The 25616-nt window shown below is 72.1% G+C and carries 24 protein-coding genes and 1 riboswitch; of the genes, 13 read left to right on the top strand and 11 right to left on the bottom strand.

Annotated elements, in window-relative coordinates; translation table 11 throughout:
* The first annotated feature begins 32 nt into the window (after positions 1 to 32).
* Positions 33 to 149: riboswitch (SAM riboswitch) on the top strand.
* A gap of 130 nt (positions 150 to 279) precedes the next feature.
* Entirely contained in the window at positions 280 to 1647 is a 1368-nt protein-coding gene (locus CP976_RS12380) for an aminotransferase class V-fold PLP-dependent enzyme (RefSeq protein ID WP_150480403.1), read from the top strand.
* Here the strand turns inward: CP976_RS12380 and CP976_RS12375 are convergent.
* From CP976_RS12375 to CP976_RS12345, 7 genes are all read right to left on the bottom strand, one after another.
* Positions 1602 to 2309, bottom strand: a complete 708-nt coding sequence (locus CP976_RS12375) for a glycerate kinase (protein WP_150480402.1) — start codon at positions 2307 to 2309, stop codon at positions 1602 to 1604. The two genes, CP976_RS12380 and CP976_RS12375, sit on opposite strands and share 46 nt — an antisense overlap.
* 13 nt (positions 2310 to 2322) lie before the next feature.
* A complete protein-coding gene (locus CP976_RS12370) occupies positions 2323 to 3738 on the bottom strand; it encodes an SLC13 family permease (protein ID WP_150480401.1) in 1416 nt (471 codons plus the stop codon).
* Between the two features lie 57 nt (positions 3739 to 3795).
* Positions 3796 to 4461 (bottom strand): response regulator transcription factor, encoded by a 666-nt coding sequence (locus tag CP976_RS12365; RefSeq protein WP_150480400.1) that lies wholly within the window; start codon positions 4459 to 4461, stop codon positions 3796 to 3798.
* Positions 4458 to 5972, bottom strand: coding sequence for a sensor histidine kinase (locus tag CP976_RS12360; protein ID WP_190147073.1), 1515 nt, complete (start codon positions 5970 to 5972; stop codon positions 4458 to 4460). Before CP976_RS12360 ends, CP976_RS12365 begins: the two co-directional genes overlap by 4 nt.
* Positions 5899 to 6225, bottom strand: coding sequence for a small secreted hydrophilic protein (locus CP976_RS12355; RefSeq protein ID WP_150480399.1), 327 nt, complete (start codon positions 6223 to 6225; stop codon positions 5899 to 5901). The genes CP976_RS12360 and CP976_RS12355 overlap by 74 nt, the downstream gene beginning before the upstream one ends.
* A gap of 87 nt (positions 6226 to 6312) precedes the next feature.
* Positions 6313 to 6594 carry an Lrp/AsnC family transcriptional regulator gene (locus tag CP976_RS12350; protein WP_030848030.1) on the bottom strand — a complete coding sequence of 94 codons (282 nt, stop codon included), beginning with the start codon at positions 6592 to 6594 and terminating at the stop codon, positions 6313 to 6315.
* Positions 6591 to 7340, bottom strand: a complete 750-nt coding sequence (locus CP976_RS12345) for a rhomboid family intramembrane serine protease (RefSeq protein ID WP_150480398.1) — start codon at positions 7338 to 7340, stop codon at positions 6591 to 6593. Before CP976_RS12345 ends, CP976_RS12350 begins: the two co-directional genes overlap by 4 nt.
* A 159-nt stretch (positions 7341 to 7499) precedes the next feature.
* Here CP976_RS12345 and CP976_RS12340 point away from each other — a divergent pair, with 159 nt between their 5' ends.
* The 5 genes from CP976_RS12340 (at position 7500) to CP976_RS12320 (ending at position 12876) form a co-directional block, all read left to right on the top strand.
* Complete coding sequence (locus CP976_RS12340; protein WP_020272953.1) at positions 7500 to 7739, top strand: hypothetical protein; 240 nt, start codon at positions 7500 to 7502, stop codon at positions 7737 to 7739.
* Between the two features lie 37 nt (positions 7740 to 7776).
* Positions 7777 to 9126, top strand: a complete 1350-nt coding sequence (locus tag CP976_RS12335) for an NYN domain-containing protein (RefSeq protein ID WP_150480397.1) — start codon at positions 7777 to 7779, stop codon at positions 9124 to 9126.
* Positions 9127 to 9374: 248 nt separating this feature from the next.
* Entirely contained in the window at positions 9375 to 10415 is a 1041-nt protein-coding gene (locus CP976_RS12330) for a C40 family peptidase (RefSeq protein WP_150480396.1), read from the top strand.
* Between the two features lie 230 nt (positions 10416 to 10645).
* Positions 10646 to 11659: a C40 family peptidase gene (locus CP976_RS12325; protein WP_150480395.1), complete on the top strand. Its 1014-nt coding sequence runs from the start codon at positions 10646 to 10648 to the stop codon at positions 11657 to 11659.
* A gap of 32 nt (positions 11660 to 11691) precedes the next feature.
* Positions 11692 to 12876 carry a hypothetical protein gene (locus CP976_RS12320; protein WP_150480394.1) on the top strand — a complete coding sequence of 395 codons (1185 nt, stop codon included), beginning with the start codon at positions 11692 to 11694 and terminating at the stop codon, positions 12874 to 12876.
* Between the two features lie 38 nt (positions 12877 to 12914).
* Here CP976_RS12320 and CP976_RS12315 read toward each other — a convergent pair whose 3' ends face one another.
* The gene (locus CP976_RS12315) at positions 12915 to 13445 is read right to left on the bottom strand and encodes a PadR family transcriptional regulator (RefSeq protein ID WP_150480393.1); all 531 of its coding nucleotides are present in this window, start codon (positions 13443 to 13445) and stop codon (positions 12915 to 12917) included.
* A 105-nt stretch (positions 13446 to 13550) separates the two neighbouring features.
* On the opposite strand from CP976_RS12315, the gene CP976_RS12310 reads away from it, so the two are divergent.
* Positions 13551 to 14876, top strand: coding sequence for an MATE family efflux transporter (locus CP976_RS12310; RefSeq protein ID WP_150480392.1), 1326 nt, complete (start codon positions 13551 to 13553; stop codon positions 14874 to 14876).
* On the opposite strand, the gene CP976_RS12305 is transcribed toward CP976_RS12310, so the two are convergent.
* Complete coding sequence (locus tag CP976_RS12305) at positions 14834 to 16072, bottom strand: glycosyltransferase family 87 protein (RefSeq protein ID WP_150480391.1); 1239 nt, start codon at positions 16070 to 16072, stop codon at positions 14834 to 14836. The two genes, CP976_RS12310 and CP976_RS12305, sit on opposite strands and share 43 nt — an antisense overlap.
* 119 nt (positions 16073 to 16191) lie before the next feature.
* Here CP976_RS12305 and CP976_RS12300 point away from each other — a divergent pair, with 119 nt between their 5' ends.
* Both CP976_RS12300 and CP976_RS12295 read left to right on the top strand, forming a co-directional pair.
* Complete coding sequence (locus CP976_RS12300) at positions 16192 to 17334, top strand: glycosyltransferase family 4 protein (RefSeq protein ID WP_150480390.1); 1143 nt, start codon at positions 16192 to 16194, stop codon at positions 17332 to 17334.
* Positions 17335 to 17448: 114 nt separating this feature from the next.
* A complete protein-coding gene (locus tag CP976_RS12295) occupies positions 17449 to 19086 on the top strand; it encodes a GMC oxidoreductase (RefSeq protein ID WP_483025173.1) in 1638 nt (545 codons plus the stop codon).
* An 18-nt stretch (positions 19087 to 19104) separates the two neighbouring features.
* Here the strand turns inward: CP976_RS12295 and CP976_RS12290 are convergent, their stop codons facing one another.
* Together CP976_RS12290 and CP976_RS12285 are read right to left on the bottom strand one after the other, a co-directional pair.
* On the bottom strand, positions 19105 to 19665 hold the full coding sequence (locus CP976_RS12290) for a hypothetical protein (RefSeq protein ID WP_150480388.1): 561 nt from the start codon (positions 19663 to 19665) through the stop codon (positions 19105 to 19107).
* Positions 19666 to 20177: 512 nt separating this feature from the next.
* Positions 20178 to 21974: an AMP-dependent synthetase/ligase gene (locus tag CP976_RS12285; RefSeq protein WP_150480387.1), complete on the bottom strand. Its 1797-nt coding sequence runs from the start codon at positions 21972 to 21974 to the stop codon at positions 20178 to 20180.
* A 297-nt stretch (positions 21975 to 22271) separates the two neighbouring features.
* Here CP976_RS12285 and CP976_RS12280 point away from each other — a divergent pair, with 297 nt between their 5' ends.
* The 4 genes from CP976_RS12280 to CP976_RS12265 all read left to right on the top strand — a co-directional run bounded on the left by CP976_RS12280 (position 22272) and on the right by CP976_RS12265 (position 25559).
* Entirely contained in the window at positions 22272 to 23069 is a 798-nt protein-coding gene (locus CP976_RS12280; RefSeq protein WP_150480386.1) for a metallophosphoesterase family protein, read from the top strand.
* Between the two features lie 111 nt (positions 23070 to 23180).
* A complete protein-coding gene (locus tag CP976_RS12275) occupies positions 23181 to 23618 on the top strand; it encodes an SRPBCC family protein (RefSeq protein ID WP_086564878.1) in 438 nt (145 codons plus the stop codon).
* A gap of 220 nt (positions 23619 to 23838) precedes the next feature.
* The gene (locus tag CP976_RS12270; protein WP_150480385.1) at positions 23839 to 25014 is read left to right on the top strand and encodes an ArsA family ATPase; all 1176 of its coding nucleotides are present in this window, start codon (positions 23839 to 23841) and stop codon (positions 25012 to 25014) included.
* 44 nt (positions 25015 to 25058) lie between these two features.
* A complete protein-coding gene (locus CP976_RS12265) occupies positions 25059 to 25559 on the top strand; it encodes a DUF5304 domain-containing protein (RefSeq protein WP_150480384.1) in 501 nt (166 codons plus the stop codon).
* Positions 25560 to 25616 lie beyond the last annotated feature (57 nt).

Here is a 25616-nt window from a genome sequence, read left to right as displayed (position 1 = left end):
GGACCTCGATCATTCTCGTAAGTTCCTTCTCAGGTCATGAGTGACAGTCATGAGGCCCCGGCCGACTGTCCGGCAACCCTCCGTCCGTGGCGGGGTGCCCCGGGTGAAGACCAGGCCGCAGGCAGCGAGGTCTGTGGCAAGCGCGTGACGAGGAGTCTCTCGTGAACCAGCGAATGCGATAGGGCCGCAGAGCCCCGCCTCCGCACCCCTCTTTCCTTCACCCCCGCTTGAGCCATGTCCTCGCGGGCGGATCACACCTGACTTCACGGGAGTTCCGTCATGTCCGTCTCCACCCTTGCCACCGCCCCGTCCGTCTGTGCCCCGCTGCCCGTCCTGGGCCGGGACGTCACCGTTCCGCTCGTCACCGGTGGCGAGGTCACCTACGCCGCGCTCGACTACGCCGCCAGCGCCCCGGCGCTCCAGCGGGTCTGGGACGACGTCGCCGCCTACGCGCCGTACTACGGCAGCGTCCACCGCGGGGCCGGGTACCTGTCCCAGCTGTCGACCGACCTGTTCGAGAACGCCCGCCGTACGGTCGCGGAGTTCCTCGACTGCCGGGACGGCGACCAGGTGGTCTTCACCCGGTCCACCACCGACTCCCTCAACCTGCTCGCCGCCGCGCTCCCGGCCGGCTGCCAGGTCTTCGTCTTCGAGACCGAGCACCACGCCGCCCTGCTGCCCTGGCGCGACGCCCGCGTCACCGTCCTCGACGCCCCGCGCGGCCCCCGCCAGGCCGTCGAGACCCTGGAGCGCGCCCTTGCCGGAAGGGACCCCCACGGCCCGGCCCTCGTCTGCGTCACCGGCGCCTCGAACGTCACCGGTGAGCTGTGGCCCGTACGGGAACTCGCGGCGACCGCGCACGCCCACGGCGCCCGGATCGTGCTCGACGCCGCCCAGCTGGCCCCGCACCACCCCGTGTCCGTCGAGGACCTCGATGTCGACTGGGTCGCCTTCTCCGGGCACAAGCTGTACGCGCCCTTCGGCTCCGGCGTGCTGGCCGGGCGGGCCGACTGGCTGCGCGAGGCCGAGCCGTACCTCGCGGGCGGCGGCGCCAGCCGCAAGGTCACCCGGCGCACCGACGGGGGAGTGGACGTGGAGTGGCACGACAGCGCCGCCCGTCACGAGGCCGGCTCGCCCAACGTCATCGGCGCCTACGCCGTCGCCTCCGCCTGCAAGGCGCTGACGGAGGCCGGATTCGACACGCTCGTCGCCCGCGAGCAGTACCTGGTCGCCAAGGTGCGGGAGGGGCTCGCCGACGTCCCCCAGGTGCGGTTCCTGTCCCTCTTCGGGGACGACGCCCCGCGCGTCGGTGTGCTCTCCTTCGTCGTCGAGGGCTGGAACAGCTCGCACTTCGCCGCCGCGCTCTCCGCCGAGTACGGCATCGGCGTCCGGGACGGGCTCTTCTGCGCCCACCCGCTGGTGCGCACGCTGCTCGGCAGCGACCCGCAGACACAGGGCGAGTGCGGCGCGCCGGAGGCGGCGCCCGGCGAGAAGTCCCTCAACGCCATCCGGGTCAGCTTCGGCGCGGGAACGCCGGACGAGCACGTGGAGCGGTTCGTGCGGGCCGTGCGGGAGCTCGTGACGGACGGGGCGCGGTGGAACTACCGCACGGAGGACGGGCGTTGCGTGCCGGACACCTCCGCCTGAACGGGTTCGGACACCAGAGGTAGCCGGGTGCCGAGGACGATCATCCGCAGGGCACGTTCCGTGGCGTCGGTGAGCAGTTCGCTCGCACGGAGCAGTGCCTCGGCCAGCTCCATCGGGGCGGGCAGGATGCCGTGGCAGGCGTCCACGCCCGGCACCTCGTGCGCGCCCTCGCCGAGCGTGCCCGCCAGGGCCAGGACCGGGCGGCCGTAGAGCTTGGCCCGGCGGGCCACCTCGGCGGGGACCTTGCCGCGCGGTGTCTGGTGGTCCAGGGCGCCCTCGGCGGTGATCACCAGGTCCGCGCTGGCCAGCCGGGCATCCAGGTCGAGGTGGTCCAGCAGCACGTCGAAGCGGGGGAGGAGACGGGCGCCGAGGGCGGCGAGGCCGGCGCCCAGGCCGCCGGAGGCCCCGGTGCCGGGACCGTACCGGAAGTGGGCGCCGATGGTCTCCCCGACCGGGCCGGTGGCGGGCACGGTGACGAGCCGGCCCCCGGTCGCGGCGGCCAGGGCGACGGCCGTGCCCTCGCCGCCGTCCACCAGCGGGACGAGGTCGAGGTCGGCGCCGGGCAGGACACGGCGTACACCGGCGGCGATGGCGTCGGCGGCGGCCTCCGCGGACAGGGACTCCTTGAACCCGCTGGGGGCTACGACGACACGGGTGAGCATGGGTGGGTCTCCTTTAACGGGTGACGGAGATGCCGAGCAGCGGCCACACCGCGACGGCGAAGAGCAGCACGAGCGCGGCGGTCAGCGGGGCCAGGAAGGCGGACAGCCGCAGCAGGTCGCGCGGGGTGTAGGTGGGGGTGCCGGGGATCTGGGCGAAGAGTGTGACCGGCTTGGCGGAGGCGGGCAGTGTGTGGCAGAAGCCGGCGGCGGCGGTGGAGGCGAGTGCGGCGGCGACCGGGTTGACGCCGACGCCGACGGAGGCGGCCACGACGAGCGGGACCAGGACGGAGGAGCGGGCCGAGCGGGACTGGAGGACCAGGTGAGCGGCCGTGCTGACCGCGATCACGACCGCCAGGAACACCACCGGGGCGCCACCCGCCGGCAGCCCGGAGACCAGCCACTTCGCCGCTCCCGAGTCGGTGAGCGCGACGCCCATCGCCATCGTCGCCGCCATGAACAGCAGCAGTGACCAGGGGACGGTCTTCAGCGCGTCCTTCAGGCGCACGGTGCCGAGGGCGGGCGAGGAGGCGATGACGGCGCCGATGAGCGCGACCAGCGCGGGCGGCACGCGGTGCAGGGGCTCGCTGCACCACAGCAGCACCACCGTGGCCATGAGCAGGGCGCAGCGCTTCTCGGCCTGGCTCCAGGGGCCGGTCACCGGCTGCTCGCTGTGCTGCTGGATCTGCTCGGCGGTGATGTGGACCGGGCCGCGGCGGTCCGCCCGCCGGGTCGTCGTCAGCAGGACCAGCTCGGCGGCCAGGTGCGAGGAGGCCACGGCCAGCGGCAGGCCCAGCAGCAGCCACTGCGTGAAGCCGATGTGCTGTCCGGTCGCTTCCCACAGCACCGACACGGTGATCAGATGTGCGCCGGCGCCGATCAGGGTCGCCACCGCCGACAGCAGGATCACGGTCGGGAACAGCAGCGCCAGCATCACGACCAGTCGCTTCCGGTCGGCGAGGACCTTGGCGAGAGCGAGGAACACCGGCAGCGCGAGCGCGGCCCGGCCGGACGTGGCGGGCACCGCGAACGCCGTGACGACCAGGGCCGCCGTCGTCAGGTGCACGAGCTGCCGTACCGTGCGCGCCCCGCTGACCAGGAACACCGCCGCCCGCCCCGCGAGCCCGGTCCGGCTCACCGCGGCCGCCAGCACGAACGCGCAGATCAGCAGCCACACCGTGGCATCACCGAGCGTGCCGAACAGGGTGTCGCTGCTGATCACGCCGGTCACCGTGAGCGCGAGTCCGGCGCCCAGCGCGATGTAGGTGTCGTCGATCGACGTCCCGATCCAGGCGCAGGTCGCGAGCGCGAACACGGCGAGCGTGAAACGGGCGTCTGCACCGAGTCCCGGGAAGTTCCGGGGGACCGCGAGCAGCGCGCACAGCGACAGCGCCACGCAGAGGGCGGTGAGAGCTCGGGGGTTCCTTGTCACGTCATCGAGGGTTCATCCCGGGTGTGAGCCGTCGATGAGCCGAAGATGAAGGGAACTTCACCCGGCGGGCAGCCGGTACCCCATCCCCCGTACCGTCTCCACCCGCTCCGCCCCCAGCTTCTTCCGCAGTGTCCGCACGTACACGTCCACGATGTTGGACCCCGGGTCGAAGTCGTAACCCCACACATGGGACAGGATCTGCTCACGCGACAGCACCTGGCCCGGATGCCGCAGGAACAGCTCCAGCAGCACGAACTCACGGGCCGTCAGATCGACCGTCCGCTCCCCGGACCGGGCACGCCGCGTACGGAGATCGAGGCTCAGGGAGCCCGACCTGAGCACCGTCACCTCCGGCGCCCGCGCGGCCGTCCGCAGCCTCAGCCGCACCCGGGCCAGCAGCTCCTCGAAGCGGAACGGCTTGGTCATCCAGTCGTCGGCGCCACCCTCGAGACCGGCCACCGTGTCCCGTACGGAGTCCCGCGCGGTCAGCACGATCACCGGCACCGTCACCCGCGCCTCGCGCAGCTCGCGCAGGATGGTGAAACCGTCCCGGCCGGGCAGTCCGATGTCCAGGACGACGAGGTCGAAGCCGCCGGTCAGGGCGTACTCGCAGCCCGCGTCGCCGTCGGTGACGACGGTCGTGGTGAAGCCGTTGGAGCGCAGGCCCTTCTCCACGAAGGAGGCGATGCGCTCCTCGTCCTCGACGATGAGGATGCGGTTCACGTGGGGTCCCCTTCCGGTGCCCGGGGCGCGTGCAGGACGAGGGCGAAGGTGGCGCCGCCCCCGGGGGTGCCGTGGAGCCGTACCCGGCCCCGGTGCCCCTCGGCGATCGCCTTGACGATGGACAGTCCGAGCCCGGCGCCGGAGCCCCGGGCGCCGCGGCGGGCCGTGCCGCGCCGGAAGCGCTCGAAGATCACCTCGGTGTCCTGGGGCTGCACACCGGGCCCGGAGTCGGCGACGTACAGCTCCAGGTGCGGGCCGTCGGTGCGGGAGCCGATGCGGATGGTCTGGCCGGGCGTGGTGTGCTGCACGGCGTTCTGCGCGAGCTGCACCATGGCCTGGGTGATCCGCTGCGGATCCAGCTCGGCCTCCAGGTCGGCGACCCCGTCGAGCTGCCAGTCACGTTCGCCGAGCGTGCGGGCCTTGACGTAGACGTCGGCGGTGAGTTCGGCGACCTGGACCGGCTCGGGGGAGACGAAGTCGGGGCGTTCGGCCTTGGCGAGGAGCAGCAGGTCCTCGACGATGCGGCTCATCCGGTCCAGCTCGTCGGTCACCAGCCGGACGGTCTCCTCGCGTTCGGCCGGATCGTCGCCCATCAGTTCCAGATGGCCGCGCACGATGGTGATGGGCGTGCGCAGCTCGTGGCCCGCGTCGTCGACGAACTCGCGCTGGGCCGCGAAGGCCCGCTCCAGCCGGTCGAGCATGCCGTTGAACGTGTCGGCGAGCGCCGCTATGTCGTCGTTTCCGTGCACCGGGATCCGCCGCGTGAGGTCCTGCTCGGTGAGCTGCGCCGCCGCGGTGCGCACCACCCGCACGGGTCTGAGGATCCGCCCGGCGACCGCCCAGGCGATCCCGACGGTCAGCAGCAGGGCGACCCCGGAGATGCCGAGCAGCGTGCGGAACATGCTGTTCACGCGGGCCTGCTCGCGCTCCGGATGGAAGGCGACGACGAACGCGGCGTCCGGCTCCCGGCCCCGCTGGGCCACGGTGACCTTGGCCCAGCGGATCTCGCCCTCCGGCCGGTGCAGAACACCGGAGGACGCGGGCGAGCCGAAGATGCGGCGCAGCGCGTCGGCGTCCCGGTCCAGGGGCAGGGCGACGGGCACGTCGTGCGGCTGGCGGAGCGGCCGGAGGCTGCCGTCGGTCCTGGTCACGAGGCCGATCAGCTCCTCGTCCGCGTCGGGGTTCTGCCGTTCCAGGAACACCGTCAGCAGCCGGTCCGCGTCGGTGAACGGCCGGCCCGTCCGCGGATCCCCGCCCCGCTCCTCGAAGTTGGCGAACTCGCCGGTCTCCTGGGTGAGCAGGCCGTTGATCCGGTTGTCGACGTCCCGCAGCAGGAACGAGCGGGTGGTCATGGCGACGGAGGCGAGCGCGACCGCCATCACGAAAAGCAGCCAGAGCAGGATGCGGACCCGGGCGGAGACGCGCCGGCGGCCGGAGTCAGTTGTCGGAGCCGGCGTCGTCGTCGTTCGGTCCGTCGTCCGATGCGCCCCGGCCGCGGTCGTCGTCGTCATCGTCACTCGCTGAGCTGTCGGTCACCGGAGGCCGCGAGACGCCCTCGTCGCCCGGCGTGGGCTCCGGCGGCGTGGACTTCGCGGGGGGTGTGAGGGTGGAGGTGGGCGTGGGCGAGCTGTTGTCCAGCTCCACCTGCTGGGACGGGACCTTGGGCGCCTCGGGGCTGTCCGCGAGGGCGTAGCTGGTCGCGGCGATGCCCAGCGGGATCAGCACGACGGCGGACAGGGCCGCCATACGACGGGAGAAAGCCATGCGCCCGATCCTGTGGCCGGAACCCGGAGCCGATGATGAACCCCGGATGAAGAACTCTTCATCCGGAGTCCGCGTTCAGAGGGGTCCTCAGTTGTCGAGCCCGATCGAGAACGCCGCCTCCAGGTCGTGCTGCGAGTACGTACGGAACGCCACGTGCGTGTCGGTCCCCTCCACCCCGGGGATCTTGCTGATCCGGCCGGGGATGACCTCCGCCAGGTCCTCGTGCTCCTTCACCCGGACCATCGCGATGAGGTCGTAGGTGCCGGTGACGGAGAAGACCTCGCTGACGCTGTCCAACGCGGCGATCGACTCCGCGATCTCGGGGATCCGGTCCACGCTGGTCTTGATGAGGACGATCGCGGTGATCACGGCTGGTTCTCTCCCTCGGGGGCCGGAGCAGGGGCCTTCACTCTAGTGGGGCTGGTCGGGCGGCCGTAGCGGACCGAGGCGTAGCCGAAGCCGAGGCCGAAGCCCACCAGGTGGGCGAGGTAGGCCACCCCCGGGCCGTCCGAGGCCCGTCCGGCCGCCAGCCACTGGAGCGCCGCCCAGAACGGCAGCACGATCCAGGCCGGGAAGCGCACCGGCAGGAAGAAGAGGAACGGCAGGAGACTGGTCACCCTGGCCCGCGGGAACAGGTACAGAAACGCACCGAGGACCGCCGAGATCGCCCCCGAGGCACCGACCAGGGACTGCTCGGAGTCCGCGTTGACGGCGGCGTAGCCCAGCAGGGCCAGAGAGCCGCAGCCGACGTAGAACAGGATGAACTGCACCCGGCCCATCCGTTCCTCGGTCATCGCCCCGAAGACGTAGAGGAAGAGCATGTTGCCGAGCAGGTGCACCCAGCTGCCGTGCACGAACAGGGCCGTCGCGGGGGTGAGAGCCGATCCGGCGGACCCTTCGAACAGTTCTGCGGGGATCACGCCCCAGAGCCGGAAATAGGCCCGCTGCGCGGCGAGCAGGTCGTCGCCCGTGCCGTACGCCGGACTCAGGCCCGAGGCGGGTCCGGCCAGGAAGACCGCGCAGCACAGGGCGATCAGTGAGTACGTCACCGGTGCCGACGACCCCCGGACCGATCTGCCGGCCCGGACGATCGACGCACTCCACTTGCTGATCATGAACACAGAGCATGACGTAACCGGACGCAACCGCACAGATCGCCTCGCCGCCGTGGACGCGTGGGCGGCGAGGACCCGCCAGGCCGTAGGGTTACGAGCCACACGCACCGGGGATGCCGGTGGCGTCACGGACACTAGAAGGAAAGAGAACAGGCCACGATGACGGTTCCCCTGCCGACCGCCTCGACGCGGTGGCGCTGCGCCCTCTGCGGCAACCTCACGAGGTTCGACGTGACCCGCTCGTCGAAGGTCGTCGAGTACGTCCACCTCGACCTGGCCGGAGAGCCGAAGGTCGAGGAGCGCGAGGTGCTCAGTGAGACCATCGAGTCGGTGCGCTGCCGCTGGTGCAACGCGGTGGACCAGGTGGAACTCGTGGACAGGCCGGGTGCCGGCTCCTGACGGGAGCGGTCCCCGCACAGGCATTGGGGTGTGACGGATGGTGGAGACCACGGGCGGGGGGCCGGGCGACGGCGCCGCCGAGGTGCTCGACCGTCCGCTGCCCGACGGCGTGCGCCGCAGGGTCGTCCAGATCGTCTCCGACGGCTTCGGTTCGCTGACCGTCGGTGAGCTGCCCGCGCAGCTCAGGCAGTACGCCCGGTTCGCCCCGAACCGCCGGGCCAAGTTCGCCGGCAACGCCATGGCCGCGGCGCTGGAGACCGACCCGCTGTTCCGGCAGCGCATCGGGGAGAAGCTCAGAGAGGCCCAGCCGGAACTGACCGGCGCCCTCGACTCAGGCTCCCCGCCCCCGGCCGCGGATCCGCTCGACGTGGCGGCCGCGGCCTACGTACTGCGGCCCCTCGACTGGGTGAAGCTCGTGACCGCCGCCGGCGAGGAGGCCCAGCGGGCCGACGCCGAGCGGGCCGACGAGGAGAACCGGGCCGAGCTGGAGCGGCTGCGCGCCGAACTGGCCCGGGCCCGTGACCACACCAGGGCCGAGACGGAGCGGCTGCGCACGGAGCTGGAATCGGCCAAGAAGGAAACCGAGTCGCTGCACCGCAAGCTCCGCGCCGCCCTCAGCGACGTCAAGCGCGGCGAGGCCGCCCTGCGCAAGGCGCACGGCGAGATCGAGGCCGTCCGTACCGAGGGGCAGGCCCAGGTGTCCGCCGCCGAGAGCGAGACGCGGCGGCTCAAGGCGCGGCTGGCCGAGACCGAGGCCGCCCTGGAGGCGGCGCGCCGGGCGGCGCGCGAGGGCCGCAGCGTCGAGGACATGCGGGTACGGCTGCTGCTGGACACCCTGCTGGACGCCACCCAGGGGCTCCGGCGCGAGCTGGCCCTGCCGCCGGTGTCGGTGCGGCCCGCCGAGACCGTGGACGCCGTCGAGCCGGGCCGGATGAGCCCCAAGGACATCGCAGCCCGCGCCCTGTCGGAGAACGACCCGCAGGTCCTGGACCAGCTGCTGGCGCTGCCACAGGCCCATCTGGTCGTCGACGGCTACAACGTCACCAAGACCGGCTATCCGCAGATGCCGCTGGAGAAGCAGCGTCTGAGGCTGCTGGGGCAGCTCTCCCAACTGGCGGCACAGACCGGCGCCGAGGTGACGTGCGTCTTCGACGGGGCCGAACTGGCCGCGCCGGTCCTGCTCGCGCCACCGCGCGGGGTGCGGGTGCTGTTCTCGAAGCCGGGCGTCACCGCCGACGAGCTGATCCGCCAGCTGGTGCGCGCCGAACCGCCCGGCCGGCCCGTCATCGTGGCCTCCACCGACCGCGAGGTCGCCGACGGCGTGGCCCGCGCGGGCGCGCGTCCCGTGGCCTCGGCGATGCTGCTGAAGCGCCTTTCGCGAGGCTAGCAACCGTACGGGCGATGCGTAACGTCCGGGCCTGATGCCCGAATTGATGAGACATGTGTGCCACGGTGAGTCAACTGTGCCTCACTGCCTGTGGGTCCAGGGGAAAAGTTGGCCTACCGTGACGCGATTTTTCATCTGAGGATTTGAACTGATCACAGGAAGGTCACTAGGGTCAGGCCCCGAACCTCCGCTCGGGTGATCGCTCACTGGGAGCGTCGGCGGAGGGGCCGAGAAGGAGCTTGTCACCCGTGGCGTCCCACCGTCGTCCCAAGCAGCCGAGCCGCGCACGTGTGACCGTGTTGACCACCGCCGCCGCCGCTGCCGTCGCCTTCAGCTCGCAGGCCGCCAACGCGGCCCCCAGTGAGAAGCCGAGCAAGGACGAGGTCAAGGCCAAGGTCGACAAGCTCTACGAAGAGGCTGAGCACGCCACCGAGAAGTACAACGGGGCCAAGGAGAAGCAGGAGAAGCTCCAGAAGGAGATCTCCACCATCCAGGACAACGTCGCCCGCGGCCAGGAGGAGCTCAACGAGCTGCGCGACAGCCTGGGTCTCGCGGCCGCGTCGCAGTACCGGACCGGCTCCATCGACCCCTCCGTGCAGCTCTTCCTCTCCGCGGACCCGGACGACTACCTCGACAAGGCGTCCACGCTCGACCAGTTGAGCAGCCAGCAGGTCGAGGCGCTGAAGAAGGTCCAGGACAAGCAGCGCGAACTCGCCCAGGAACGCGCCGAGGCCTCCGAGAAGCTCAAGGACCTCGCCTCCACCCGCACCGAACTCGGCAAGAAGAAGAAGGAAGTCCAGGGCAAGCTCGCCGCCGCGCAGAAGCTGCTCAACACCCTCACCGCCGCCCAGAAGGCACAGATGAAGGCCGAGGAGGACCGCGCCAGCCGCGACAGCGCACGCGACGCCCTCACTGCCGACGTCCCGCCCGGTTCGGGCCGGGCCGCCGCGGCCTTCGCCTTCGCCCAGAGCCAGCTCGGCAAGCCGTACGTCTACGGAGCCACCGGCATGAGCTCCTACGACTGCTCCGGCCTCACCTCCCGGGCGTACGCCGCGGCCGGCGTGCAGATCCCGCGTACCTCCGAGGCGCAGACCGGAGCCGGCACCAAGATCTACTCGGTCAGCCAGCTCAAGGTCGGCGACCTGGTCTTCTTCTTCAACGACCTGCACCACGTCGGCCTCTACGCCGGCAACGGGCAGATCATCCACGCCCCGCGCACCGGCACGGTCGTCCGCTACGAGTCGATGGACACCATCGGCGGCCCGTTCATGTTCGGCGTCCGCGTCTGACCCTCCGCACGACGGACCCGACCGGCCTCCGGCGTCTCCAAGATCAGGACACCGTGTCCGCCGTTCGGGCGAATCACGCCGACCTCGACTGAGCCCACGCCCCGCCAGTGACCTGCGTCAGTGGCGGGGCGTCGTGCCGCATACCCACGGATGGTCGTTGGCGGCCCCGCGTCGCGGGGCTACTGTCTGCCGCGTTTCCTAGTCCGTCAGCGGAAGGAGAGCGGCTTCCCGTGGGGTCCCATCGCCGCCTTGCACCGTCCGGGTTCGACCGGGGCGCCAGTGCCGCGGTCAGCTTCCTTTCCGTCGCGGCCGCCGCCCTGGGCGCGGTACCCGCCGCGGCCGCACCGTACGACGACACCCGGGCCGAGGTGGACCGCCTCTACGAGCAGGCCGAGAAGGCGACCGAGGCCTACAACGAGGCCGACGAGCGCGCCGACGAACTGCGCGCCGAAGTCCGCACCGCCCGGGACCGGATCGCCCGGCAGCAGCAGCGCATCAACTCCATGCGGGAGTCGCTCGGTTCGCTCGCCGGCGCCCAGTACCGGTCGGGCGGCCTCGACCCGTCCCTCGCCCTGCTGTTCTCCGACGACCCGGACGACTACCTCGACAAGGCGTCCCGGCTGGACCGCGTCACGGCCCACCAGGCCGGCGAGCTGAAGGAGCTCCAGCAGGCCATGCGCGAACTCGCCCAGGACCGCGAGGAGGCCGCCGGCAAGCTCCGCGAACTGGAGAAGAGCCGCAAGGCCGTCACCGCCCACAAGAGAACCGTCGAGCGGAAGCTCGCCACGGCCCGCCGGCTGCTCAACTCCCTTCCGGACAGCGAGCGCGACGCCTACGACCGCGCCTCCCGCTCCGGCCGGGACGGCATCCCCGACCTCGGCGGCGCCACCGCCGCCTCGGGACGCGGGGCGGCCGCCGTCGCCGCCGCCCGCAGCGCGCTCGGCAAGCCCTACATCTGGGGCGCCAACGGCCCCTCCGGCTTCGACTGTTCGGGTCTGATGCAGTGGTCGTACGCGCAGGCCGGGGTTTCCCTGCCGCGCACCTCGCAGGGCCAGCGATTCGCCGGCCGGCAGGTGCCGCTGTCCGAGGCGCGCCCCGGTGACCTGGTCGTCTACCGGGGTGACGCCAGCCATGTCGGGATGTACATGGGCAACGGCCAGGTCATCCACGCGCCCTACCCCGGCGCACCCGTGCGCTACGACCCGGTCGGGATGATGCCGGTCTCGTCGGTCACCAGGGTCTGACCGGCGCGGCCGGGCGCCCGTACGATCGGGACGTGGCTGGTCGAAGGTCGGGGTCCCCGGTGGTGGCGCTCGTTCTGCTGCTCGTCTTCCTGACCGGATGCGGGGGCCGGCCCGCCGTCGACAGCGCCACGGCGGACGTCCAGCGGCTCCTCGACCGGCGGGCCGCCGCGGTCCTCGACCACGACGAGCGGGCCTACGCGCGCACGGGCACGGCGGCGGATTACGCCCGTCTGCGCGCGCTGCCCCTCGCCGACTGGGCGTACCGGGTGACCGGCCTGCACCGCACCGGCGACACGGCCACCGCCGACGCCGAACTGCGCTACCGCGTCGCGGGGTACGACCGGGCGCCGGTGACCGCCGGCCGCACCCTGCGGCTCACCCGCGACGCGGACGGGCGGTGGTCCGTCGACGCCGACCGGCCCGCGAGGAAGTCCGCCCAGCAGCTGTGGGACCAGGGGGCGGTACAGGTCGTCCGGGGCGAGCGCAGCCTCGTCCTCGGTGTCGGGCAGTCCGGCCGGTCGCTGCGCGGCTTCGCGGACCTGGCCGACCGTGCGGTGCCCGCGGTTTCGGAGGCCTGGGGCACGGACTGGGGCCGGCGCGTCGTCCTGCTCGTACCGAAGTCACTGGAGGGGATGGCGGGGCTGCTCGGCTCGCCCGCCTCCTCCTACCGCGGGATCGCGGCGGTCACCACCGGCGAGACGGGCGCACCGGCACAGGCGCCGGCGGACCGCGTCATCGTCAACCCGGACGCGTTCGCACTCCTCGGCACGTTCGGCGAGCAGGTCGTCGTCACCCACGAGACGACCCATGTCGCCACCCGCGCCCACACCACCCCTGCCACCCCGCTGTGGCTGTCCGAGGGCTACGCCGACTGGGTCGGCTACCGGGACACCGGCCGCACGCCGCGCGAGGCCGCGCCCGAACTGTCCCGCGCGGTGACCCAGGGCCGGATCCCGTCCGCCCTCCCGGCCGACGAGGACTTCGGCTTCACCGGCGACGCGAGCCGTCTGGCCCGGGCCTACGAGAGCGGCTGGACGGCCTGCCGGCTGATCGCCGACCGCTGGGGCGAGGCCCGGCTGGGCGAGTTCTACCGGGCCGTCGGCGAGCACCGGAAGCGCGCCGGGGCGGTGGAGGAGGCGATGCGCGACGTACTGGGGACGACGCCGGAGGCCTTCTCGCGGGAGTGGCGGGAGTATCTGCGGGTTCAGCTGGGCTGACCGGGCCGTGACCGGGACGGACAGCCACGCCCCCGGCCTCACCCCGGCTGTTCCAGCAGGGCGATGGCCTCTCGCAGCCAGGTGCGTTCCGCCTCGCCCGTCGCTCGGGCGACCCGCAGCATGCCCTGGCGGAAGAGGTCGTCGGCCTCCTCGGCGCGGACCGGCTTGCCGGACTGGTAGAAGAAGCTCGACGGGGTCTCGAGGAAGTCCAGCCGGCGGCGCAGCACCGCGGCCTGCTCGCGCCGGTCGGGCAGGTGGCGCAGGAACGCCAGGACCGTGTTGAAGCGGACGTGGTCGGTGATCTCGGTCTGCTTCGGGTGGCGCAGCCGCTCCAGCAGTTCCTCGCGGCCCTTGCCGGTGAGGGCGAGGATCCGGCGCGGGGCCGCGCTCGCGCCCGGCTCGGTGCGCTGGTCGAGCAGGCCCGCCCCGACCAGGCGGGTGATCGCCGGGTAGAGCGCGCCGTCGCTGACCGGCCGGACATGGCCGGTCAGCGCCTTGATCCGCTCCTTGAGCTCATAGCCGTGCAGCGGCTCCTCGGCCAGGAAGCCCAGGATCGACAGCTCCAGCATGGTCCTCCTTGCGGGTGCGTGAGCCCTCATGCTACCTCTTAACGAGCTACCTCGAATCGAGTTAACACTTTTCGAGGTTCACCAGGAACCAGGGGGAAGGTCGCCGTGAACGCCCACCGCAAGCAACTCCTCCAGCTCGCCCACCCCGTCTACTTCTCGCTCCTGGCGTCCGTCGCCGCCGGGATCATCAACACCGTCTGGGTCGCCCGGCTGGGCGGACCGGCCGTGGCCGCCGTGGCCGTGGCGACCACCACGGAGAACGTGCTGCTCGGCGTCGCCCTGGTCTTCGGCTCCGGCACGACCGTGCTGGTCGCCCACGCCCGGGGCGCCCGCGACCCCGCCGCCGTACGGGCGGCCGTGCGCGGCGGCTGGGCGCTGTGGGCGCTGGTGACACCCCTGGTGGTGGTGGGCGGTCTGCTGTGCCGCGAACCACTGGCCCGGCTGGTGCTGGGCGGCTCCGACGGCGCCGCCCTCCCGCTCGCCGTCGCGTACTTCACGCTCTCCATGCCCGGCATGGCCGTCTTCTTCGCCCAGCAACTCGTCGACGGCATCCTCAAGGGCACCGGCGACACCAGGACCCCGCTGCGACTCGCCCTGCTGTCCAACGGCCTGATCCTGGCCCTCGACCCCCTTTTCATCCACCTCTACGGCGTCCAGGGCGCCGCCGCCTCCACGGTGCTGTGCCGGTCCGTGGCGCTCGGGGCCGGACTCGTCGCCGTCCGGCGCAACGCACCGCTGCGGAGCGCCCGCGGCGCGGCGCCGACCGAGTCCCCGGCCGTCTCCCTGCGCCGGACGCTGACCACCGGTCTGCCCATGTCGGCCGACTTCACCGTGCGCCAGACGGGCGCTCTGGTCCTGGTCGCCATCGTGGCGCGGCTCGGGGTGACGGCGGTGGCCGCGTACTCGATCGCCTACAAGGTCATGTACGTGGCGACCATGGCCTTCTACGCCGTCCGCCAGGCCGCGTCCATCCACACCGCGCACACGCGGGGCGAGGGGAGGGAGGCGCGGCGGGAGATCGGGCGGCAGGCCGTGCTGGTCTCCGGAGCCATCGGCCTCGCCGCGGCCGTCCTGCTGGCCGTCACCGCCCCGTGGCTCATGGCCGCCTTCGGCGCCGGGCCCGGGGTCGCGCGTGAGGGCGTCCTCTTCCTGCGCTGCGTCGGGCCCTACCTGCTGCTGATGGCCTGCCTCATCGCGCTCGGCGGTGTCTTCGAGGGCGGCGGGGACGCCCGGAGGCTGCTGCGCGTGACCGTGCTCGGGACGGCGGTCCAGCTGCCGCTCGCGTATGGCCTGACGGGGCTCGGGCTGCCCGGTGTGTGCCTCGCGCTGGCGGTGGCGACGGCGGTGCAGTGCGGGCTGGCGGGCATGCTGTTCCGGCGGGCTCCGGCTCAGGTGGAGACCGGGGTCTCGTCGGTGCGGGTGGTGGGCTGAGCGGGCACGGCAGCGGGGGCCGTGCGCGGCACCGTCGCCCGCCACAGGGCGCGGGCCGCGAGGAGCGCGGCGGCCACCAGGAGGCCGTTGCGCAGGAACAGCAAGGTCAGCCCGAGGCCGTCGCTGGCCACCACGTTGCCGAAGTAGAGCGGGAACTCCAGCACCGTCACGAAGCACGCCACCAGGACGAGCCCGACCGGAAGCCGCATCCGGCTCCCGGGGAAGTACAGGCAGACCGCCGCCAGCCCGACCAGCCACACCATGTACTGCGGGCTGATCACCCGGCTGGTGGTGGTGAACATCAGCACCGCCACGAAGGCCGCGTCGGCGACCGTGTGCTCCTCGAAGTTCCGGGCCAGCAGCCGCCACAGCACCAGCCAGCCGAACGCCGCCCCCGTCAGGAACAGCGCGCCCGTGCTCACCTCGCTCACGTACGGCCCGAGGAACTCGATCGAACCGTAGTTCAGCCGCACCTCGCCCTCCCAGCCGAAGTGCCGGGCGACGTGGAAGACCAGCGCGCCGAGCGACTCCACCTCGGTGCCCCGGTCCCGCTGGAAGGTCAGGAAGGCGAACGCCCCCGGCATGACCAGGGCGAACACACCCGTCACCGCGATGCCGGTCACCAGGGCCGACACCCAGGAGGCGGGCCGGCGGGCAGCCAGGAGGAGCATCGCCGGCCAGACCTTCAGCAGCGCGCCGAACGCGGCCAGCGCCCCCATCACCTTGGGGTGCCGGGCGCCCGCGAGCAGCGCCGCCACGGCCACCGCCGTGACCATCACGTCGTAGCGCGCGTACACCGTCGGCCCGAGCAGCGGCACGCCCGCCACCCACACCCAGGCGCCGCGCAGCGACCTGCCGGGGCGCCGGCCCGCGTACGCCAGCAGGGCCAGGACGGCCAGGTCGGTGACGCAGACCAGCACGAAGAACGCGGTCGCGTAGGGCAGGAAGGGCAGCAGGCCGGGGGAGAGGATCGCCAGGGCGGCGGCGGGCGGGTACTGCCAGGTGACGTCGTTCTGAGGGAACGTTCCGGTGCGCAGGACGTCGTACCAGCCCTGGTAGATCACGGACACGTCGCTCGTCACGTCCGGGCCCGGGACGACGTACACCTTCAGCACGAACAGCAGCAGCACCAGCCTCGTGAGACACCAGGCCACCAGCAGCCATGCCAGGGACCGCCTCGCGCCCGTCGTCCTCACCTGATCCCTGCCCCGTCCGCGTGCCGTGTCGAGGAGGCCATGATGTCCCCGACAGCTGTGAGCGTGCCACACCTGCCGGCGCGTACGGCCGTGAGGGGCGGTTCGGTAGGGTCGGCGGCGTGCGCAAGACCCTGATCGTGACCAACGACTTCCCTCCCCGGCCGGGCGGCATCCAGGCGTTTCTGCACAACATGGCGCTGCGGCTGGACCCGCAGCGGCTGGTCGTCTACGCGTCGACCTGGAAGCGGAGCCGGGAGGGCGTGGAGGCGACCGCCGCCTTCGACGCCGAGCAGCCCTTCACCGTCGTACGGGACCGTACGACCATGCTGCTGCCGACGCCGGGCGTCACCCGGCGGGCCGTCGGGCTGCTGCGGGAGCACGGATGCACCTCGGTGTGGTTCGGGGCGGCGGCGCCCCTCGGCCTGATGGCGCCGGCGCTGCGGAGCGCGGGCGCCGAACGGCTGGTGGCCACCACGCACGGGCACGAGGCCGGCTGGGCGCAACTGCCCGCCGCCCGGCAGTTGCTGCGCCGGATCGGCGACTCCACGGACACGATCACCTATCTCGGCGAGTACACGCGCTCCCGGATCGCCGGCGCGCTCAGCCCGCAGGCGGCCGCGCGGATGGCGCAGCTGCCGCCGGGCGTCGACGAGAAGACCTTCCACCCCGGTTCGGGCGGCGACGACATCCGGTCGAGGCTCGGCCTGACGGACCGCCCGGTCGTGGTGTGCGTCTCCCGGCTGGTGCGGCGCAAGGGCCAGGACACCCTGATCCAGGCCATGCCCCGGATCCTGGCGGCCGAGCCGGACGCCGTGCTGCTGATCGTCGGAGGCGGCCCCTACGAGAAGGACCTCCGCAAGCTGGCCCACGACACGGGTGTCGCCGGCTCCGTCCGCTTCACGGGCCCCGTGCCCTGGGCGGAGCTGCCCGCCCACTACGGCGCCGGCGACGTCTTCGCCATGCCCTGCCGCACCCGCCGCGGCGGCCTCGACGTCGAGGGCCTCGGCATCGTCTACCTGGAGGCCTCCGCGACGGGCCTCCCGGTCGTCGCCGGCGACTCGGGCGGCGCCCCGGACGCGGTCCTCGACGGAGAGACGGGCTGGGTGGTCCGCGGCGGCTCGCCGGCGGAGGCAGCCGACCGCATCATCACCCTCCTCGGCGACGCGGAGCTGCGCCGCAGGATGGGCGAGCGCGGCAGGGAATGGGTCGAGGAGAAATGGCGCTGGGACCTGCTCGCGGAGCACCTGAAAAACTTGCTGTAGATGCCTCAGGGGCGCGGGGAACTGCGCGATCAACCAGAACGCACCCGCACCCGCCCACGACGAATACGCGGCACCCCACTAGGCGGAACCAAATAATCCGCCGATGCTGCGCCCATGACATCAAACCTGACGCATCGTCACCTGACAAGACGTCAAATCCTCGGTATGGCAGCCCTCCAAACCGCAGCCACCCTGGGTTTCACCCGCATCGGCCTCGACTCCGCCCGAGCGGCGCAGCCACACGCAGTCGACACCGCCCCCGCCATCGTCATCGGCTCCGGCTACGGCGGCGCCGTAGCCGCCCTCCGCCTCGCCCAGGCCGGCATCCGCACCCTCGTCCTGGAGATGGGCCGCCTCTGGAACACCCCAGGCGCGGACGGCAAGATCTTCTGCTCCACCCGCACCCCGGACCAGCGCTCCATGTGGTTCCGCACCCGCACCGAGGCACCCCTGGGCACCTTCCTCTGGCTGGACGTCGTCAACCAGGACATCGGCCGCTACCCGGGCGTCCTGGACCGCGTGCACTTCGCGGAGATGTCCGTGTACGTCGGCCGGGGCGTCGGCGGCGGCTCACTCGTCAACGGCGGCATGGCGGTCACGCCGCCCAGGGCCTACTTCACCGAGCAGTTCCCCACCGTCGACGCCGACGAGATGTACGGCACGTACTTCCCGCGCGCCCGCGCCGCCCTCGGCGTGAACACCGTCGACCCCGCCTGGTTCGAGTCGACGGAGTGGTACCGCTTCACCCGCGTCTCCCGTCAGCACGCGGAGAAGACCGGACTGCGCACCACCTTCGTGCCGAACGTCTACGACTTCGGCCACATGGCGCGCGAGGCGGCCGGTACCGCCCCGAAGTCGGCACTCGCCGGCGAGGTCATCTACGGCAACAACCACGGCAAGCGCAGCCTCGACAAGACCTATCTCGCCGCCGCGCTCGGCACCGGCCACGTCACGATCCACACCCTGGAGAAGGTCCGCGCGATCAGCCGGGCGCCGGACGGCACCTACGTCCTGACCGCCGACCGCATCGACTCCACCGGCCGGGTCGTCGAGACCAAGGAGTACGGCTGCACGTACCTCTTCCTCGGTGGCGGCAGTCTCGGCACCACCGAACTGCTGCTGCGCGCCCGGGAGACGGGCACCCTGCCCGATCTCGACCCCGGTGTCGGCGCCGGCTGGGGCACCAACGGCAACGTGATGCTCGGCCGGGCCAACCACCTGTGGGACACGGTCGGCGCCAACCAGTCGACCATGCCGGTCATGGGCATCGACGACTGGGCGAACGCCGCCAACCCCGTGTTCGCCGAGATCGCCCCGCTGCCGACCGGGCTGGAGCACTGGGTGAGTCTCTATCTGGCGATCACCAGGAACCGGGAGCGGGCGTCCTTCACGTACGACACCGGCTCGGACGGGGTACGGCTCGGCTGGACGGCCGCCCACAGCGCGGTCTCCGTCGCCATGGCCAAGAAGCTGTTCGACCGGATCAACGCGGCCAACTCGACGATCTACCGGTACGACCTGTTCGGGTCGAGCAGCAAGGTCTTCGCCGACGACTTCACCTACCACCCGCTGGGCGGCTGCGTACTGGGCCGGGCGACGGACGACTACGGGCGGGTGAAGGGCTACCCCAGGCTGTACGTCACCGACGGCTCGCTGGTGCCCGGGTCGATCGGGGTCAACCCCTTCGTGACCATCACGGCCCTCGCCGAACGCACGATGGCGCGGGTCCTCGCGGAGGACACCGCGCCCTGAGGGTGGTCCGGCCACGCCTCACATGTACTGGAAGTAGCGGTCGTACCAAGCTGGCGGAAGATCGTCTTCCTCTTCTTCCTCCTCGTCTGCGGACGCGGCCGCCAGCGCCGCCAGAATCGCCTCGTCGGCCTCGTCGTCTCCCAGGGGAGTTGGTCCGTCGTACGGCTCCATGAGCAGTTCGAAGGGCACGTAGACGCAGCCGAGTTCCGTGCACAGCTCGTCGAGCCAGGTCACGAACTCGTCGTCCAGGCCTTCCTTCCAGTCGAGCAGACCCGGAAGGCCTGCTCTGGCCGTGACGAAGGGGCCAAAATTGCTGATCGCCATCTGCAGGGGCCGGCCCGTCCCCGTGGCCTCACCAGGGACCGAGACGACACCGAGGAAGCTCGAGTCCTGTCCCATGCCGGCCGACACGGACGGCCCGAACCGCCGCTCCGCGGCGTCGGCGAACTGCCGAAAGCGCTGCCGGGCGGCCGGAACGTCGTAATCCCGGGGCATCTCCCGGTGTTCGGGGTCGGGGTCGTCCAGCTCGCGCAGGAGCTCCCGGAGGCGGTCGAGGGGGAGCATGGTCGTGTCCTTCATGGTGTTCGCCGTACGTCGGCTCTTAGGGCGTGTCCGCAAAGTCCCGCCTGCCCCGCGACGCCCGGCACGCTCCCCCACTGCCTTAAGGGCGTGGGAGGTGCCCCCACTCGCCGCACCGTGCGAACACCCGCGTACAACCAGTACGCGGGCGTCCGCCCGGCACTCCCCCAGCCTTCGGCCGGGGGGACCCCCAGAGCACGCACCGAACGCCGCGGGGCCCGCCCTCCGGGCGGACGACGGGACTTTACGGACACGCCCTAGGGGATCCCCGGCGTCGCCGAGGCCGGCGACCGCTTCGGCGCGGAGGTCGCCGCCGGCGACTACACAGGGACCTCGGCCGTCGGCCTGGCCGTCGGCGCCCCGGGCGAGAACTCCGGCGACGGCACCGTCGTCCATCTCGGCGCCGACAGCACAGCCGCCTTCATCGGCCCTGCCACGGTGGGCACTCCCGCCGACGCCGGCCTGGGCACCGTCCTCGCGCCCTAGGTGTGTCGTCCAGGCCCTCCGGCCGGTCACTTCGCGTAGATCGCCTCGACCTCGTGCGCGTAGTCCTTCGCCACCACGTTCCGCTTCAGCTTCAGCGAGGGGGTCAGGTGGCCCGACTCCTCCGTGAACTGGGAGGACAGAATGCGGAACTTCCGCACCGATTCCGCCTTCGACACCGCGGCGTTGCCGTCGTCGACCGCGGCCTGGATCGCGGCCAGCAGGTCCGGGTCCTCGCACAGCGACGCCGCGGTGGAACCCGCCGGCTTGCCGTGGTCCGCGCACCAACGGCCCAGGAACTCCTCGTCGATGGTGATCAGCGCGCCCACGAACGGCCGCCCGTCACCCACCACCATGCACTCCGCGACCAGCGCGTGCGCCCGGATGCGGTCCTCGATCACGGCCGGGGCGACGTTCTTGCCGCCCGCGGTGACGATGATCTCCTTCTTGCGGCCGGTGATCCTGAGGTAGCCGTCCTCGTCGAGGGTGCCGATGTCACCGGTGTGGAACCAGCCGTCGGCCAGCGCCTCCGCGGTCGCGCCGGGGTTGTTCCAGTACTCCTTGAACAGGTGCTCGCCGTGCAGCAGCACCTCGCCGTCGTCGGCGATCCGGACCACCGAGCCGGGCAGCGGCTGGCCGACCGTGCCGATCTTCTGCCGGTCCCAGGGGTTGAACGCGGTGGCCGCGCAGGACTCGGTCAGGCCGTAGCCCTCCAGGACCGTGAAGCCGATGCCGCGGAAGAAGTGGCCCAGGCGCTCGCCCAGCGGGGCGCCGCCGGAGATGGCGTACTCGCCCCGGCCGCCGAGGACCGCGCGGAGCTTGCTGTAGACGAGCTTGTCGAACGTCTTGTGCTTGATCCGCAGGCCGAGGGACGGGCCGGAGGGGGTGTCCAGCGCCCTGCTGTAGGCGATCGCCGTGTCGGCGGCCTTGTCGAAGATCTTGCCCTTGCCGTCGGCCTGGGCCTTGGCGCGCGCCGAGTTGTAGACCTTCTCGAACACGCGCGGCACCCCGAGGATCAGCGTCGGGCGGAACGCGGCCAGCTCGTCGGTGAGGTTCTTGATGTCCGGGACGCAGCCCAGCTTGATCGGCGCCATCATCGGCGCGATCTGCACGAGCCGCCCGAAGACGTGCGCGAGCGGCAGGAAGAGCAGCACCGAGCACTCGCCCGTGCGGAACAGCGGACGCAGCCGCTCCACGATGTTGCCGCACTCCGCGAAGAAGCTGCGGTGGGTGAGCACACAGCCCTTGGGACGGCCGGTCGTGCCCGAGGTGTAGACGATGGTCGCCGGGTCGTCGGCCTTGGCGATCGAGCTGCGCTCCTCGACCGTCCGGTCCGTGACGTCCTGCCCGAGCCGGCCCAGCTCGTCGATGCCGCCGCCCTCGATCTGCCACACGTGCTTGAGCGCAGGCAGATGGTCGCGCACCGACTCGACGGCGGCCGTGTGACCGCCCGACTCCACGATGCACGCGGTCGCGCCGGAGTCGCCGAGGATCCACTGGACCTGCTCCGGCGAACTGGTCTCGTACACCGGCACGGTCACCGCGCCCGCGCTCCAGATCGCGAAGTCCAGCAGCGTCCACTCGTAACGGGTGCGGGACATCAGGCCCACCCGGTCGCCCGGCTGGACACCGGCGGCGATCAGCCCCTTCGCGGCCGTGTGCACCTCGGCGAGGAAGGCGGTGGCCGTGACGTCCTGCCAGGTGCCGCCGATCTTGCGGGCGATGACGGTGACGTCCGGGTGCTGCGCGGCGTTTCTGCGGACGATGTCGGTCAGATTGCCGTCCGCAGGGACCTCGTACAAAGCCGGAAGGCTGAACTCGCGCAAGACTGCTGCTCCTCATAGGGCGCCGGCGCCACGACGTTGTGTGATGCGACGGTCCGGTCCAAGGCTCGGGCAGGTGCTCCGGCATTCACTTGTTGAAATGCAGAGCACGACTGGACTGCCCGGACGTTACCCGCCGGTATGGCTTCTACGACAGGGGGTCCCGGCGAGATGTTCGCTGCGTCACACAGTTGGGTATTCCTTCGCGCACAGTAGTCCACTTACTAACTGACTGGCCAGTAACCGCAGGTAGGGCCGCCACTGTTCACAAGTGCAGCGCTCGACCTACCCTTGATCGCCATGGCACCCACACCAGCCGGAAACCACAGGACGCGCGTGCATGTGGTCAGCGACGTGCACGGCAACGCCCGTGACCTGGCGAGGGCCGGCGAGGGCGCCGACGCCCTGATCTGCCTGGGCGACCTCGTCCTCTTCCTCGACTACGCCGACCACTCGCGCGGCATCTTCCCGGACCTGTTCGGCGTGGAGAACGCCGACCGCATCGTCGCGCTGCGCACCGCCCGCCGCTTCCAGGAGGCACGGGAGTTCGGCGCCCGGCTGTGGGCCGGCGTCGGCGCGGACCGGGCGTCGGTGATCGAGAAGGCGGTGCGCAAGCAGTACGCCGAGATGTTCGCCGCGTTCCCCACTCCGACGTACGCGACCTACGGCAATGTCGACATGCCGCCCCTGTGGCAGGAGTACGCCGGCCCCGGCACGACCGTCCTCGACGGCGAGCGCGTCGAGATAGGCGGCTGGGTCTTCGGCTTCGTCGGCGGCGGCCTGCGCACGCCGATGCGGACGCCGTACGAGATCAGCGACGAGGAGTACGCGGCCAAGATAGAGGCCGTCGGCGAGGTCGACGTGCTGTGCACGCACATCCCGCCCGAGGTTCCCGAACTGGTCTACGACACGGTCGCGCGCCGCTTCGAGCGCGGCAGCCGGGCCCTGCTGGACGCCATCCGCCGCACCCGCCCCCGCTACTCCCTCTTCGGACACGTGCACCAGCCGCTGGTGCGGCGAATGCGGATCGGGGCAACCGAGTGTGTGAACGTGGGGCACTTCGCGGGGACCGGGGCGCCCTGGGCGCTGGAATGGTGAGGACGTCCCAGGTCGGGTGAGATCGGCGGGGCCCGTGCGCGGTAGCCTTCACGCTGCACACGCTTGCGCACGACGACCTCATACCGGCCCGTATCTGGAGGAGCCACGGAGATGGCGGAACACACCAGCTCGAGCATCACCATCGAGGCGGCCCCGGCCGACGTCATGGCGGTCATCTCCGATTTCGCCCGCTATCCGGACTGGACCGGCGAGGTGAAGGAGGCCGAGGTACTCAAGACCGACGAGCAGGGGCGCGCCGAGCAGGTCCGGCTCGTCATGGACGCGGGTGCGATCAAGGACGACCAGGTTCTCGCGTACACGTGGACCGGCGAGAACGAGGTGTCCTGGACCCTCGTGAAGTCCCAGATGCTCCGCTCCCTCGACGGCACCTACCTTTTGAAGCCGGCGGGTGCGGGTGGCACGGAGGTCACGTACGCGCTGACCGTGGACGTCAAGATCCCGATGCTCGGCATGATCAAGCGCAAGGCGGAGAAGGTCATCATCGACCGGGCGCTGGCGGGTCTGAAGAAGAGGGTCGAGTCCGCTTAGCCGCCGCGCGGGTTTCTGACGGAGTCCCGTGCGGGCCCGTCGTGGCTGGTCGCGCACACGCGGCGGAGCCGCATGTTTGCACAGCCCCGCGCCCCTAGGGTGCCTCAGCTGCGGGCAATCGTGCCGCTAAGGGCGGCACGGGTGGGCGCAGCGGCACCTCGCTCCGCCGGGCTGCGGACCCACCCGGCCCGAGCGTCAACGCCGGGTACCGTTCACCCCCATGCGCACCATCCTGATCACCGGCCCCGGCGGCAGCGGCCGTACCACCCTCGCGGCCGCGACCGCCCTGGCCGCGGCGACGGAGGGCACCCGCACCCTCCTCCTCGGCGCCGACCGCACCGACACCCTCGGCGCCGCCCTCGGGACCAGGACGGGACCTGAGCCGGCCGAAGCCGCACCCCGCCTCACGGCCTGGCGTCCCGACCCCGCCCAGGACTTCCGGAGGGACCTCACCGCCCTCCAGGACCGCGCCTCCTCCGCCCTCGACCTCCTCGGCGCCTCCCGCCTCGACTCCGAGGAACTCACGCCCCTCCCCGGCGCCGAGGAACTCGCCCTCCTGCGCGCCCTGCGCGACGCCGCGCTGTCGGAGTCGTACGACCTGCTCGTCGTCGACCTGCCACCGACCCCGCGGGCCCTCGACCTCCTCGCCCTGCCCGAGGTGCTCCGCCGCTACCTGCGCCGCCTGCTCCCGCCCGAACGCCAGGCCGCCCGCGCCCTGCGCCCCGTACTGGGCCGGCTCGCCGGCGTCCCCATGCCCGCCGAGTGGCTGTACGAGACGGCCGCCCGCTGGGACCTGGAGCTGGCCGCAGTCGAGGCGGTCGTCGCCGACCGCGACACCGTCGTACGACTGATCGCCGAGCCCGGCCCGGCCGGCGCCGACGCCCTCCGCGCGGCCGGCCTCGGCCTCGCCCTGCGCGGCCTGCGCACCGACGTCCTGGTCGCCAACCGCGTCCTGCCCGAGGCGTCCCCGGACACCTGGCTGGCCGGCCCGGTCGCCCAGCAGCGCAAGACACTGGAGGAGTGGCGGGAGTCGTACGACGTCCGGACCGTCGCCCACCTCGGACGCGACCCGGTCGGCGCCGACGACCTCGCCGACCTCGCCGTGCCCGGCGTCGATCCGGACGCCCCCGTCCCACCGGTCGAGTGGCCGGTGACCGACCGGCTCGGCGAGGACGGCGTGCTCGTCTGGCACATCCCGCTGCCCGGCGCCGTACGCGAGGAGCTGGACCTCGTCCGGCGCGGCGACGAACTCGTCGTCACGGCGGGACCTTTCCGCCGAATCGTTCCGCTGCCCTCCGCGCTGCGCCGCTGCACCGTCGACGGGGCCGCCCTGCGCGAGGGCGAGCTGCGCGTCCGCTTCGCACCCGACCCGAAGCTGTGGCCGCGGACGCGGTGAGAGGGGGTAACGTCGTAGGGACGAACCGTAGTCAGGAGTCCGTCATGAGCGAAGAGCTCCCCCCGTCCGACGCCGCCCGTGAAGAGGCCGTCGACGAGGCGCGGGCGACCGACCCCGACGCCTGGGCGACCGCGTGCGCCGAGGACCTCGAGGCGGAGAAGGCCCGCCGCCGCGCCGAGTACGGCCCGCACCCCGGCTCCGCGGCCGAGGAACTGAAGAAGCTCGTCGACGCCGTCGCGGACAAGCTGTCGGGGATCCAGTCCCCGCTGTTCGGCGCGGTCGCGGGACCAGCCGCCGAACAGGTCGTCCGCCAGGTCGTCCAGCAGGCCAAGGCCGCCGTGGAACCCGTCATCGAACGCAACCCGGACGTCTTCGACCACCTGGCCGCCGCCGGGAACGAACTGCTCGCCGCCTACCGCTCGGCCGTCGAGGCCCAGGAGCGCCGATGGACCGGCCGAGACGACCGGATCGACCCGCGTGACCTGGACGAACGCGATGACCGGGGCGACGACGGCGGCCCGGGGGAGCGCATCGACCTGGACTGAGCCCCCGGCCCTCTCACGAGCCGCGACCGGCGTGCCGCCGCCGGTCCTGCCCAGCGT

This window comes from Streptomyces coeruleorubidus (genome assembly GCF_008705135.1).
GTDB classification, from domain to species: Bacteria; Actinomycetota; Actinomycetes; order Streptomycetales; family Streptomycetaceae; genus Streptomyces; species Streptomyces coeruleofuscus.
The sequence above is the reverse complement of the archived record's forward strand: the minus strand, read 5'-3'. Positions and strand labels throughout refer to the sequence as shown.

Excerpts from the sequence above, each read along its gene's own strand:
- CP976_RS12380 (WP_150480403.1), top strand. The coding sequence starts at position 280 with ATGTCCGTCTCCACCCTTGCCACCGCCCCGTCCGTCTGTGCCCCGCTG.
- CP976_RS12375 (WP_150480402.1), bottom strand. The coding sequence starts at position 2,309 with ATGCTCACCCGTGTCGTCGTAGCCCCCAGCGGGTTCAAGGAGTCCCTG.
- CP976_RS12360 (WP_190147073.1), bottom strand. The coding sequence starts at position 5,972 with ATGACGACGACGACCGCGGCCGGGGCGCATCGGACGACGGACCGAACG.
- CP976_RS12355 (WP_150480399.1), bottom strand. The coding sequence starts at position 6,225 with ATGGCTTTCTCCCGTCGTATGGCGGCCCTGTCCGCCGTCGTGCTGATC.
- CP976_RS12345 (WP_150480398.1), bottom strand. The coding sequence starts at position 7,340 with ATGATCAGCAAGTGGAGTGCGTCGATCGTCCGGGCCGGCAGATCGGTC.
- CP976_RS12340 (WP_020272953.1), top strand. The coding sequence starts at position 7,500 with ATGACGGTTCCCCTGCCGACCGCCTCGACGCGGTGGCGCTGCGCCCTC.
- CP976_RS12335 (WP_150480397.1), top strand. The coding sequence starts at position 7,777 with ATGGTGGAGACCACGGGCGGGGGGCCGGGCGACGGCGCCGCCGAGGTG.
- CP976_RS12315 (WP_150480393.1), bottom strand. The coding sequence starts at position 13,445 with ATGCTGGAGCTGTCGATCCTGGGCTTCCTGGCCGAGGAGCCGCTGCAC.
- CP976_RS12295 (WP_483025173.1), top strand. The coding sequence starts at position 17,449 with ATGACATCAAACCTGACGCATCGTCACCTGACAAGACGTCAAATCCTC.
- CP976_RS12290 (WP_150480388.1), bottom strand. The coding sequence starts at position 19,665 with ATGAAGGACACGACCATGCTCCCCCTCGACCGCCTCCGGGAGCTCCTG.
- CP976_RS12280 (WP_150480386.1), top strand. The coding sequence starts at position 22,272 with ATGGCACCCACACCAGCCGGAAACCACAGGACGCGCGTGCATGTGGTC.
- CP976_RS12275 (WP_086564878.1), top strand. The coding sequence starts at position 23,181 with ATGGCGGAACACACCAGCTCGAGCATCACCATCGAGGCGGCCCCGGCC.
- CP976_RS12270 (WP_150480385.1), top strand. The coding sequence starts at position 23,839 with ATGCGCACCATCCTGATCACCGGCCCCGGCGGCAGCGGCCGTACCACC.
- CP976_RS12265 (WP_150480384.1), top strand. The coding sequence starts at position 25,059 with ATGAGCGAAGAGCTCCCCCCGTCCGACGCCGCCCGTGAAGAGGCCGTC.